Origin of the sequence: Marinobacter sp. GH_1 (genome assembly GCF_048595985.1) — a bacterium.
Lineage (GTDB): Bacteria > Pseudomonadota > Gammaproteobacteria > Pseudomonadales > Oleiphilaceae > Marinobacter > Marinobacter shengliensis.
The window spans coordinates 1,552,402-1,564,550 of record NZ_CP184460.1; the positions used below are offsets into that span (position 1 = coordinate 1,552,402).

The window sequence follows — 12,149 nt, forward strand, 5'->3', positions numbered from 1 at the left end:
TCCGCCGGATACCGCGCGGTCGAGTAGATCTTTTTTGCCGTACTTCTGGTCTAGCAGAGGCTGGCGACAGAACCGACTGTAGTAGCCCCCATTTAAACCGGACACCTTGATAGCGGTAAAGCCCCAGGCAGAGTTCTGGTGCAAATGTGTGTCTAAGGTAGATAGAGACGGTTCCTTATTTGTTTGAAATTTCCCGCCGAGCGTATTCTCGCAGATGCTTAAAGATGTAGGGGTATACGGTCACGCCTCGGTGCTTCACATGCCACACCTCCAGCGATGCCCAGAACCATTCCGGAACTTCAAACCCGTTGTCCTCCACACAGTAAATGTGATTGAAGTTGTCCTGATTTCGCTGCGCGGAATCAGGATTCCCCACAGAGTACAGCGCACGGGACTTATCAATCCAGATGCCGGCTGTAGATGAAAGCGGGCCTGTATTTTTGGACTGCATTGAGGCTTTGAGCCGGTATCCGCGATGGCACAGGTAGTCGAAGAAATGTTTTGCATCATTGCTTTGATACCTCAGGTTGCGGAACACTTTGGCGGGAAGGGTCTCGCCATGGTCCGCCAGGATAGCCTTCAGGTCGTGCACGACCGAGTTACTTGCGTTTTGCTCACAATACTCTGAGATGAGCTGGCTGGGCACGCCCCAACCTGCAGTGTGGTCGAGCTCTTTGACTATGTTGTAGGTGGTGGGCTCGTCAGGGAGGGTCAGAGCCTCTGTGTCTGTGATGGTAAGCGCATCCCCGCTTTCCGGCCAAAAGATCAGGTCGGCACGCTCAGCGCCGGTGAAAACGGCTTTATACTGTAGTTGCGTGAGGTTTTCTTTGATGGCCTCTTCCATGGATTGCGGCAATGGCCCAAGGCAAAGGCGCTTTCCCTCAACTTTGCAGTAGTACATTGGCCAGGGGACTTTGTTGACGTTCTCTTCATCGATTGGCCTGACTGAGGTGATGAACGCGGCATCAGAAGGGAGTGCTGGGTAGTCGAGCAGAAGTTTACGTTGCTGGATTTCGGATTTGATGAACAGTTCTTTCAGCAGTACCTGCACGACGTGAGCGCTGTTTAGCTTCAGGCGATCCGGGTAGCAGGACTGGATGATCGTATCGGGGTGGTCTCTTCTTGCCTCTTTGTAGGGGTCTGGTTGGCCATCTTTGTACTGTTCCTTGTCATTCACCAATAGAATGTTCAGACCGTCTGGTTGAATCGTTGAACTTAGCTCTGATTGGACTTCGTGGGGCAAAAGCAGCGCTTGTAGCCTGGCGGAGGCTTCCTGATCATCGCTGTCATTGGTTATCCAGATGGGTTGTTGCCGCATGAGGTCGAACAAACTGGCGTAGCTTTTTGTGATCGATGCGCCGGACACGGGTATGTGCACGGTTGGTGCGACTTCCTTCAGGGTGATGCTGAAGGCTTCACCGTACGCCCGCTTAAGGTCATCCAGAAAAAGGGAGATTACGCCCAGCCGGGTTCTGTAGTAGGACTCAAGGGTCACCAAACCATTAAGCCGGAAGGCTGGGACCCGGTTTTTGGTTTTCCTCCATAGGGTTCTTTTCACGTAATCCCCGGAGCCGTCACGCACGATGCTTTGGCCGAGCATGTCCAAACGGTAGCGTGGCTCCCTGGCAATTTTCCTGGGCAATTCCCCGTCTGGTTTTTCGTGGGCTCGCAGTGGTGTAAATGTGACGGTTCTGACGATGAGCCTGGGTGTTTTCGCTGGCTCGCACCAGATCGAGTCAATATTTACGGTGGTTATCATGCTACCTGTTCCCTTGATCTGTTTGCGATCAACCACGTAGTGCAGGCCATCGGCTTCCAGCCGTTCAGGATATTCTTCTTGGGGCCCGAGTAATCTCGGTGTGGCCCGAACCAGCAGAGATGTGATGACCCATTTCGGAAGCGTATCCAGCCCCTGGGATTTGACGCTCACCGCCGCATCGTCTAGTTGCAGCGATTTTCCTTGGGGTAGCAGGACATAGTAAGTCTGCTTGCTCCGCTGCCAGACCAGAGATAACACGGGCCCGGCGCGATAAATACGAGAGGCGAGCGTTGGTATCTGTTTCTCTACTTCGCTTTTGGAATAGCCGTTATAAGTGACACTGGTGGCTGTGACGCGTTCATGGAGCGCCGCATGGTCGATGTTGGTATGTTCGATGAAGGAAGTTAATACGGTTTTCATTGGTGCTCGCCCATCCATTCCAGAAGCGTTGTCAGGTGATCTTTAAGTATTTCGCCGGTTTGAGGGTTTAGCAGGCCTGGCACTTCGATGACGGGGCTGTGTCTTCGGTCACTGGGCGTCAAATCCTGGCTGAGGTACCGGCAGGATTGATCGGGAGTTCCGAACAGGTTGATGAAAGCGAACTGCTTGATTCCGAGGGCCTCGTCTAGTTTCTCTGCTTTGTGTCTGTGGTTGTCAACGGTGCCATCTGCACGCCAGTGTTTCGCATCAACGGCAATTGGGGGGTGGTTGGCGTAGGGGCGGACCACGAAATCACACATTTCATAGACATCGGAGGTTAATGGTTCGACTGCCAAACCGACGTGTTCAAGGATGGCGGCGATCCCCTCCTCACCAAGGGCCCCTTTATACAGGTTGAAGAAGGCTGCTGGATTCATGTGGTAGGGCTGTGCCTGCCACTGTGTTGCGTAGCCTTTGCGTAGGAAATAACTGCGGACTACGGTGTTTTTCATGAGCGGTGGGAGCCCACTGTCGTATTCGTTGATCCACCGGCTACCAATAGCTTGCTCAAAGAATCTCAAGTCTTTATCGGATTCAAGTTGGCCGTCTACCTCCAGGCTTCCGGAGAAGCGGTAACCATCAGTGTCTGCTGCTTGAAGGTACAAGCGCGGATAGTCTGATGACGGTGAGGGTAGGGTGGGTTCTGTTAGTAGTTGGTTGCGCAGGCTTTCCCAGCTTTTTATGGCACTCTCGGGAGCTGCGCCACGAAACCCGGACATCAGTTCTCGAATCAGGCTTAAGGTATCGGCAGTGCAGAGGGCTGCTTTGTTGTGTAAACGGAGTAACTCACGGTTGTCGTAAGCTGGCTGAGTGGATTCCGATGCCGCTTTTCTGAGCGCGATGTACTCATGAGACAGGGTGTCGTCCTGCCGGTGGTCAGACGCCAGGATTGGCCGAAGATCGCCATCAGCAAAGAGCCGGATGATGGGGCGTTTGAAGGCAGTGCGAGCCGTGCGCCCCACTGCTTGTTCGATGACCTTGCGGATCAGCCATTCGTAGTCGGCGGTTTCGTAGTATCGCTTCAGGTGCTGGTTATGATGCGTGCCTTGCAGGGTTTGTTTTACCCAGCCTCGCGCTTCGCTGAGCGAAATCCATCCCGCTTCTTGCAACGCCATAATCTGATGGAACAGAAGAAGTTGGTTGACCTGGTAGTTGTCGGGATCGCTGAGGAGTTGATGGGTTGGTTTTTCCAGGTACAGCGTGTCGATGTCAGTTCTGATCTTTTCTGGTGGGTTGCCGTCCCCCACCCAGATAAGCTGTTCACGGTCGTGCTGGTGGTTTACCTCGTAATCGGGGTTTTTCCCTTCGCCCATTGAGGCATAGGCAGAAAGTACAATAACTTTGTCGCTGGTGTTGCTCAGGTGGTTAAGGACGCTATCGAATTCCCCGTGACTCATGGCTTGGGCGTTTATTCCGCAGAATAGTTTGTAACTCCTTCCGGAGCCCGCGCTTTTTCGGTTGAGGTAGTCTTCCAGAAACTCGATGAATTTAGGGTGTTTGGCCGGGCTGACGGTTCTGTTGAGCAACGCAAGCATATACCGGTTGTTTTCTGCGTCCATGAACCGGTCGAGTGCATTAAAAAGCTTACCAGCCCAGTTGAGCGCAAAAGTGTCGCTGTCCTCTGCATCGAGCAAGTGGTTTATGGCTAATCCCGGTTTCCGGACAGGGGCATTGATATAAGCCTCAAGTGCCGTGGGTAAATGGCTGGATTCAGGAGTCATGAATTCTGCTTCAATGTGTACGCCGGCTTTGCTGTACTGTCTTCGCGTTCGGTACCAGTTGCCGATCTCGGTCTTCTGCGTATCCGTGAGTTCTATGAACTGGTTGCCCAGGCGTGTTTTCAGATAGTCCAAGTCGAAGTTCTTGACGACGGTTCGTGAGGTGGCGGTGGCGCTGATGCCGACGATCTTTACCCCGCTTTCCACAAGGCGGGCGATCAAGCCGGAGGGCGTGACAGTAAACCCTGAGTAGTAACAGCTTACCGTATCTATTGTCCCGTCGTTTCGGCGAACATCCGTTAATTTGAGCCCATTGTCGTGATAGGTTCGCGATGCCGACCGGTTGTCTGATGGGGTACGGTGCCCCCGGTGACCGGTGAAGCTGGCTTGAGCATCGAACGCGGCAAAGACAGCGTCACTCAGGTCTTGAAGATTGAAGTGTCGCAAAATTGAGTGAACGGCATCTTGGACTGTGGCAGATCTCAGAGATTCATTCTCCCTCTGAGACTTTGCATGGTTATTCAGATAGATCCACACCGATGAATGCATTACCCAGATAAAGCGCCGAAATAACCAGTCTGCTTCGTTAATGAAACGGCTCAATCGGGCATCTGCCGTTTGGTGATGGGCTGCAAAATCCCTGGCTTCAGTACGAATGATGTTTTTCCGCAAATCATCGTTTGTGACAAGGCTGAATAAATGGGAGGAGCTGTGGGCATGAGTGACGGTTCGATCCGAAAACAGACGAACCTTCTCGTTTTCGAGACTGGCACCATCGGTATTGAAGGCGAACTGCAGACTCCATCGTCGGGCAAATTCTGCGAGAGCGGGCCGAAGGGTATCAAACTTGTCCTCAATACCTTCATAACGGCTCGACCGCTCGAGCTGGTGTTGCTGGAGGTTGGCATGAAGGGTGCGGGTCAGCTCGACGAGGTCCAGAGATTTCTGGTCTGCCATAAACTGCAGGATGATTTCATTCTGGCGATCAAATTCGTCAATCAGTAACAGTGAGTTACCGAGGTCCCGTATTGGGTGAATTCGGGTTTTGAGGGTCTGGTAGCCCGCCAGAAACTTTCGGGTGGTCATGAAACAAATACGCGCGTCCTGGCGGTGCAGGCGGTCGCCGGGAATGAGTTCGTCGATCAATTCGAAGTCTGATGGTGATAGCTGAACCGGGTTCTCGCTACGCTGACGGGTTTGGATCAAGCTGATCAGTAGGCGGTGGGTTTCAGTTGCCTGTTGATTCAGTGTGTCTTGCAGGGCAAGCTTTGAATTCGGGCTTTCGTTCGTGAGGCGTTGGAGTTTGCGAATTTGCTGCCAACCTTGGTTTAGCTTCTTGTCTGATTGAAGGCCAAAAAGCTGGATGATTTGTTCAACGCATGCAGGGGGAACTTCCAGTAACTGACTTCCCTGGTTTGGGAGATATACGATTTTGCGATTCAAGATGTTTTTTTCGCTGTTGGAGAATCTGGGGCTTCCGCTAATTTTTTGCTCGTCAATCAGTTCCAGCAGCTCCTTGTGGGTTTGGCGTACGTTGTCGACTGAATTGGTGATGTAGTAAATCGTTTGGGCAGGCCGAGATTTGATAATAGAGGCAACGAGCTCTTCAATGATGAGCTGCTTGATGGTGTGGGTTTTCCCAATGCCCGTTTGTGCGGGTATTAAAACAAGGCAGCCGGACTCTGATTCTGGGCCAATCTGAGGGGCGAGATCCTCTTGCAGTAATCTGTCGAGCGGGGTTTTTGTACTTGAATTGGTTGGAAGCGTTTTCATCTGGGTTTCCTGTCCTGAATCGTTGGTAATAGGTTTACCGGGAACCTTTGCTTTTGGCGATACTGGACAGGCTTACAATATGTCCAATTTTTGAACGGTTAGGGTTGTGATGACAGGCAGGGACGTTTCGTGGGACAGGAGAAATCAGTTTCATCTTCTGGAGGTGGTTGCCCATTGGGAAGGTCGAGTGACGACAGAGCACCTTCAAAGAGCTTTCGATATAAACAGTCGAACCACAAGCGGCGGCATTTTCAAAGATTACGGCGATGTAGCTCTGGGTAACCTGGTCTATTCCGCGAGCGTTCGCGGGTACGTGCCGAGTGAGACATTCAAGCCCTGTTTCAGCCAGGGCAGCCTGGATGAGTATCTTTCGTTGATGACGCGTCATGCCACGCTGAATCCATCGTTTGCGGGCTTGAAAGATGTGCCTGCGCCTACGGAGTCGGTGTCCATCCCTCATCGGGCTGTACTTCCGGAAGTCTTACGAAAAGTAGTGCAGGCGACTCAGACACGCAGCCGGTTGGAAGTAGTCTACCGCTCCCTTTCAAGCCCTCAGGGCGAGGAGCGGATCATCGCACCCCATACACTGGTGTATTCCGGGCAGCGTTGGCATGTTCGCGCATGGTGTGAGAAACACCGAGCCTTTCGTGATTTTGTTTTAACAAGAATGGCATCTGGCGCGGAGCTGCTTGGTGATGCATTGGAGGATGCAGACCCGGCGCTGGACGCTAACTGGCAGAAGCAGGTTCTCGTCCGCCTTGGACCAAATCCGGGGCTAACCCCTGGGCAGCAGCGCTTGGTGGCTCTTGATTACGGGATGGATGACGATCAGGAGCTGAAAGTTCCAGTGCGCTGTGCGTTGACTCACTATCTTTTGCAATCGTTAAATGTTGTCTGGGGGAGCCGCCAGCTTTCACCGCTTGAACAGCCTTTGGTAGTGGTGAATCTGGACGATTTACAACCTTATGTCTTTAACGGGTGATGATATTTGATTGCCGTCAGGTTGGAGTCTTGATTGAGTGGATTATTCACAGACTAATCCACTAGGCTGCTTTTTCAGTATTAATTGCTTTCGCGGAACATTAGCAAAATTTCTGTTAATCGATGCTAATTTGGTTTGCGCTAATTGTGGGAGATAACCTTCAAACAATGGCAATCAATTTTTACGAAAAGGGCCAGATCTCCTCAGGCTTCTGTGGATGGAGGGTGGTTGCTACTATTCGTGGCAAACGCTATCAAAAGTACTTCTCCTTGACTCGCCCGAGTAAACGCATTTCAGAGGATCTCTGGTTTCGCTATCAGGAAACGCGGGCTCGATACTATGAGGCCCGATGGCAAGCACGTTCCGCCGCCCTTAAGTACCTGGATTTCATCTCAAAGAACCACTCTTCTACGCTGCCACACCGAGGTGTCGGTTTTCAGGGGATCACTTTAGGCATTGGGCGCGGAAATCGATGTAAGCATGATCAGTGTTATTTTTCTGTAAACCTTCGGGGCAGGGCGGCGAAGGTATTTATTACCGAAGACCGGCCCCTGACGGCGGCTTGGCATCATGCCGTGGATTTGTGGGGTGAGGGGTTTGAGACACGTCCCAAAGATATCGCTGCAAAACGGAAGCTGGTTCCGGCCCCCGATCAATTCAAAGCACTGCGCAAGCAGATGAACGAAAACGAAGGGGCGGACTTTTCCGCTTCGGTGCTGCACCACGTATACCAGGAGCAGCGTGAGGCGCTGGAGACGCAGAAGGTTGCCAAAGTGTTTGATAAGGCAGTAACTGAGGACGAGTTGCTCGCGTTTTCTGCGAATTTGCAGCGGGAGATTGAGGCTTATCGCAAGAATTGAGTTCGGATGCCCTTATCCGAATTCAATATTGTCAAAGCGATTTGGGGGGCAGCGCTTGCCCCAACTCTCTTCTTTTTGAACTCAGGCGTAAAAGATCGTCGTTTCCTGGTCATCAGACACCTCGCTTATAGTGGCGAGATTACCGCCTAGGTTGGTGACCGGAATCATTAAACCACTACAACCTTGTGGTGTTGAATATCGACGACCTTACACCTAGCACTCAGTCGGGTCCTGTGCGAAAGCCTCAGTATCCCGGATTTTAAGATCCATGTTCGCGAAAGTACCCAGGCAATTGGCAACGAAGCCGCGGGCATCCTCGTGGTAGGGAGCGGCAATGTCCTGGGCGATGACAGCGAGGATGGCTTGCTCGATGGGCTTGCGCTGGGTCAGTTCATCCTCTTGTGGCGGGATTTTCTGACCAGAGACCTCGGCCGAGGCTTTGACCGTACCTTCAATGCCGACCTCTCCACCGAGCTTCAGAGCCCCGAGGTGGGAGTTAGCCCTGCGCCGTCGCTCCAGTTGTGGGGGCAGGGTTTAGATGCCCCCGGGTCCCCAATATGGATAATCTCTTCCGTGTATAGGTAAATTGAGGCTACCCCCACGATGTTTAGCAGGCTCCTCATTCGAGAGACCGGTAACTAGTGCGCAGCGCTGCATGACGCTCAAGCGATAACTCGTACAGTCATCGGGTCTTTTTGGCATATAAATCGGTTCACGAACGGTCGCTTCAGTTGTCTCTTCTCTTTGTGAAAGGCGTCATTCACCGCTTCAATTGTGAGCACAGTAAGTATTCCTGCGCAAAGCTAGTGCGGATCTAATTAACTCAAATAAGAGTCTTCCTCATTTTTCAAAGTGACCATGTGTGAATATTTCCCCTGTATTTATAAAAGCTTAGCCTGAATTTCGACCGATCGAATGACGACGAAACAGGCTTGGCACGGAACTTGATTCAGTTGTATATAAGTTTTGTATACACAGCGGCTCTCAGTGGGCTAGGGGGAACAGATGCAAGGTGGCTTAATAGACGGGAAAGACCTCAGCAAGATTTACGCAACAGCGACCGGGCCACTTGTGGCGTTGGATGACGTATCGTTTTCGATAAAGGAGGGCGAATTCATTTCGCTGGTGGGACCTAGTGGCTGCGGTAAATCAACCTTACTTTCGATTCTTGGCGGGCTGGAGGATCGCTCGCAGGGCGATCTGATCGTCGCAGGCGAGTGTCTGAGTTCGCCTCGTCCGGATATCGGTATGATGTTCCAGACAGCCGTGCTGTTTCCCTGGCGCACGGTACGCGAAAACGTGGCGCTTCCGGGAATTGTTCTGGGCCTCAACAAGGCGGAGCAGGCACAACGTTGCGAAGAATTACTCGACATGGTCGGCCTGAATGGCTTTGGTGAGCGCTACCCCAAAGAACTCTCTGGTGGCATGCGTCAGCGTGTTGCCCTTGCGAGGCTTTTAGCCCATGACCCGCGCATATTGCTGATGGATGAACCCTTCGGCGCACTTGACGAGTTTACCCGCGAAACCATGAACCTCGAATTGCTGAGGATTTGGGAAAAGACGTCGAAAACTGTTGTTTTCGTGACCCATAACATCGGCGAGTCGGTGTTTCTATCGGACCGAGTCATTGTCATGACGCCGCGGCCGGGCCGTCTGGAAGGCATCGTCGAGATTGACCTGCCACGGCCCCGCACAGCTGAGGTCATGCGTGAAAAACGCTACTCCGACCTCGTTTTTGAAATCCGTGGAATGCTTGGAGTGGATCACTGATGAACATCGCAAACACCCGCACTGTTGATAACGGTAGCCTGAGCCAGACCAGGATGACAGAAGACTCATTAACCGCATTCGTTAAAAAGGAGCAGCTCGCCCAACGTCGGGAAAAGATCCGCTATCGCTTATTGGCCACTGCCTTTGGCATTTTCGTGATCCTCGTCTGGGCGATCGCGACAGAGGGCGGCTTTGTTCACAAACTGATCATTTCGTCCCCCTGGGATACAGCTGTGGCCACGCAGAGAGTCATGTCCGCCAACTTCTTCTGGCCGAATGTTTCGATCACGTTGCAGGAAATATTTTGGGGTTTTCTGATCGGCATGGGTGCAGGTGCTTTTTTCGGGATCGGCGTTGCCATGTCTGCTACCGTTCGCGCCACCATTTACCCCTATTTAGTCGCTTTGCAGGCGCCACCAAAGATTGTGCTGGCGCCTGTCTTCGTCACCTGGTTCGGTTTCGGCATGGAATCCAAGATCGCCATCTCAGCGGTCATGTGCTTTTTCCCCATGTTTCTGAACACCATGACCGGCCTGTCGTCGATTGAGCCTAATGCCGTCAAACTGATGCATTCGCTCACAGCCAGCCGTTGGCAGACCTTCCGTTACCTTCTATTGCCTAACGCGCTGCCAATCATGATGGCTGGGGTCAAGATGTGCTGGACACTGGCCGTCCTGGGAGTGATCGTCGGTGAATTCGTCGGGGCATCAGCCGGTATCGGGTACCTGATCTATGCGATGAATTTCCAGCTCGATATACCCGGCGTCTTTTCACTGATCATCCTGCTCTCTCTCTTCACGCTTCTCGTCTACCAGTTCATCGAATGGTTGGAGCATAGAGTGATCTTCTGGACCTCTCTGTGATTAGCGCTGCCTTCGACCTAACTTTTAAACACTTTCCATCAGGGGAATTCTCATGACAAATCTCAAGATAAACTCGAGCCTCGTTGTTAGAGCAGCAGTCGTAGTTTTGCTTTCACTAGGGGCTGCAGGCTCGCTTCTGGCCAAGGATCTCGTCAAGTTCGACGGCGTGACCGCACAAGGAGGTCCAACGGCGCAGGTCTTTCCGATTTTCATTGCCCAGGAAATGGGATATTACGCGGAAGAAGGACTGGATGTTACATTGAACTACTCCAAAGGCTCTTCGGATGCAGCGCGTCAGCTGGCGGCGGGCAATGCAGACTGGGGCATTTTCTCTTCGGCGGCGACGATGATTACGGTGCAGCGAGGCTTTCCGCTGAAGGCCATAATGCAGATCTATTATCCGGATTCGTTTGATATTGTCGTGCCGCAGGGCAGCGACATTAATACTATCGCAGACATGAAGGGCCAAATCATCGGAGTGTCTGACCTTGCCGGTGGCGAAGTTCCCATGACCCGGGCCTCGATCATTGAAAGCGGTCTCTCTGAGGGGCGGGATATACGGCTCGTTCTTGCAGGTGAGGGCGACCCGACCACCGTAAGGTCCTTCGAGCAAGGCAGGATTCAGGCCTATGCAGGATCCAAACGCGATCTTCTTTTGCTGCCTGCTCAAGGCATTCCCACCAGGTCGATAACACCAGAAGCAATCGCGCGCTTTCCTGGAGATGCCATGGTAGTTCGCCAGGAAACCTATGACGAAGAGACGGAGAAGTTGACGAAGTTTGTTCGCGCAACCCTCAAAGGGTGGGCCTGGGGCATGGCCAACAAGCAAGCAACTTTTGATCTGTTGAAGACCAAATATGCTGAAGCCTCCTTGGGGGACAACCCTGTCGCTGTCGAGTTCTGGGCACTGGTCCAGACCTACTACACAGCTCCTGACAGCGTGAAGTTGCACGGCACCTTCCTGCCGGAAGCGTGGAAATTTTACATGTCCCATCTCACGATCGGCGAGGGCGAACAGCGCGCTTTGGTTGAACCGGTCGACATCTCATCGATTCTAACAGATGAGATCGTGCTATCAGCCTGGAAGGATCTTGATATTAACGCTGTCATCGCAGAGTAACGTTGAAATATGGCGAGTGAAGCAAGGGCAAAAAAACAGGCCACGGGCACTACAATTGGAGAGCGGCTGGTCAGAGCGCTGGAGGACGAGATTGTCAGTGGTCGCCAGGTGAGCGGTGTACGACTGGATGAACAGCGTCTGGCGGATTGGTTTGGTGTGTCCCGTACCCCGGTGAGAGAGGCGCTTCGTGAACTGGTGGCAACTGGGCTAGTGGAAAAGCGTCCGCACCAGGGTTTTATCGTTAAACACTTGAGTCAGGATGATCTGTCAGACTTGTTTGAGACAATGGCGGTGCTGGAAGCTACCTGTGGCCGATTCGCTGCAGAACGTATGAACGATGACGAATTGAAACACTTACTTGCCTTGTTCGATAACATGAAAGAGGCTGTCATAAACAGGGCGACGGATTGCTACGACCAGCTTAACCTGCAGTTTCATGGCGCCCTCTATCGAGGTGCCCATAACCGTGTCCTGGTGCAGACTGCGAATAATATGCGGCGCAGGACTGCGGCGTTCAGAAGAGCACAGTTCCAGCTCACTGAAAGAATAGCTGCTTCACACCAGGAGCACGAACAAATAGTGAATGCGATTATCTCTCGAGATGGTCAAACTGCCTATAATTGTCTTTACGCTCACACGCTCAGTACACAGGACTCTGCACGGGAGTATCTGACAAGTCTTAGTAGTCAACTGGTTCTAGGCTCATCACGACCTTGATCCGTGTGCTTTAACCCTGCAGCTAAAACGACGCATAGCTGAGTTCTTTGTGAGTCGCAGACTCAGCGTTGGCCGCCATGTCTCATGTCTTGCGAGGCTTACCAGGC

The 12,149-nt window shown here is 52.4% G+C and carries 8 protein-coding genes; 6 read left to right on the forward strand and 2 right to left on the reverse strand.

Going from position 1 to position 12,149, the window contains the following annotated elements; all coding sequences use genetic code 11:
* Positions 1 to 175: 175 nt before the first annotated feature.
* Both ACNSOI_RS07115 and ACNSOI_RS07120 read right to left on the reverse strand, forming a co-directional pair.
* Positions 176 to 2,179: a hypothetical protein gene (locus tag ACNSOI_RS07115; RefSeq protein WP_420195447.1), complete on the reverse strand. Its 2,004-nt coding sequence runs from the start codon at positions 2,177 to 2,179 to the stop codon at positions 176 to 178.
* Positions 2,176 to 5,730 (reverse strand): hypothetical protein, encoded by a 3,555-nt coding sequence (locus tag ACNSOI_RS07120; RefSeq protein WP_420195448.1) that lies wholly within the window; start codon positions 5,728 to 5,730, stop codon positions 2,176 to 2,178. Before ACNSOI_RS07120 ends, ACNSOI_RS07115 begins: the two co-directional genes overlap by 4 nt.
* A gap of 187 nt (positions 5,731 to 5,917) precedes the next feature.
* Between ACNSOI_RS07120 and ACNSOI_RS07125 the strand changes: the two genes are divergently transcribed.
* The 6 genes from ACNSOI_RS07125 to ACNSOI_RS07150 all read left to right on the forward strand — a co-directional run bounded on the left by ACNSOI_RS07125 (position 5,918) and on the right by ACNSOI_RS07150 (position 12,042).
* Positions 5,918 to 6,712 carry a WYL domain-containing protein gene (locus tag ACNSOI_RS07125; protein WP_420195449.1) on the forward strand — a complete coding sequence of 265 codons (795 nt, stop codon included), beginning with the start codon at positions 5,918 to 5,920 and terminating at the stop codon, positions 6,710 to 6,712.
* Between the two features lie 167 nt (positions 6,713 to 6,879).
* The gene (locus ACNSOI_RS07130) at positions 6,880 to 7,572 is read left to right on the forward strand and encodes a hypothetical protein (RefSeq protein WP_420195450.1); all 693 of its coding nucleotides are present in this window, start codon (positions 6,880 to 6,882) and stop codon (positions 7,570 to 7,572) included.
* A gap of 1,005 nt (positions 7,573 to 8,577) precedes the next feature.
* Positions 8,578 to 9,342, forward strand: a complete 765-nt coding sequence (locus tag ACNSOI_RS07135; RefSeq protein WP_420195451.1) for an ABC transporter ATP-binding protein — start codon at positions 8,578 to 8,580, stop codon at positions 9,340 to 9,342.
* Entirely contained in the window at positions 9,342 to 10,205 is an 864-nt protein-coding gene (locus ACNSOI_RS07140) for an ABC transporter permease (protein ID WP_420195452.1), read from the forward strand. The genes ACNSOI_RS07135 and ACNSOI_RS07140 overlap by 1 nt, the downstream gene beginning before the upstream one ends.
* A 52-nt stretch (positions 10,206 to 10,257) precedes the next feature.
* Positions 10,258 to 11,325, forward strand: coding sequence for an ABC transporter substrate-binding protein (locus ACNSOI_RS07145; RefSeq protein WP_420195453.1), 1,068 nt, complete (start codon positions 10,258 to 10,260; stop codon positions 11,323 to 11,325).
* Between the two features lie 9 nt (positions 11,326 to 11,334).
* Positions 11,335 to 12,042: a GntR family transcriptional regulator gene (locus ACNSOI_RS07150; RefSeq protein ID WP_420195454.1), complete on the forward strand. Its 708-nt coding sequence runs from the start codon at positions 11,335 to 11,337 to the stop codon at positions 12,040 to 12,042.
* The last annotated feature ends 107 nt before the right edge of the window (positions 12,043 to 12,149 follow it).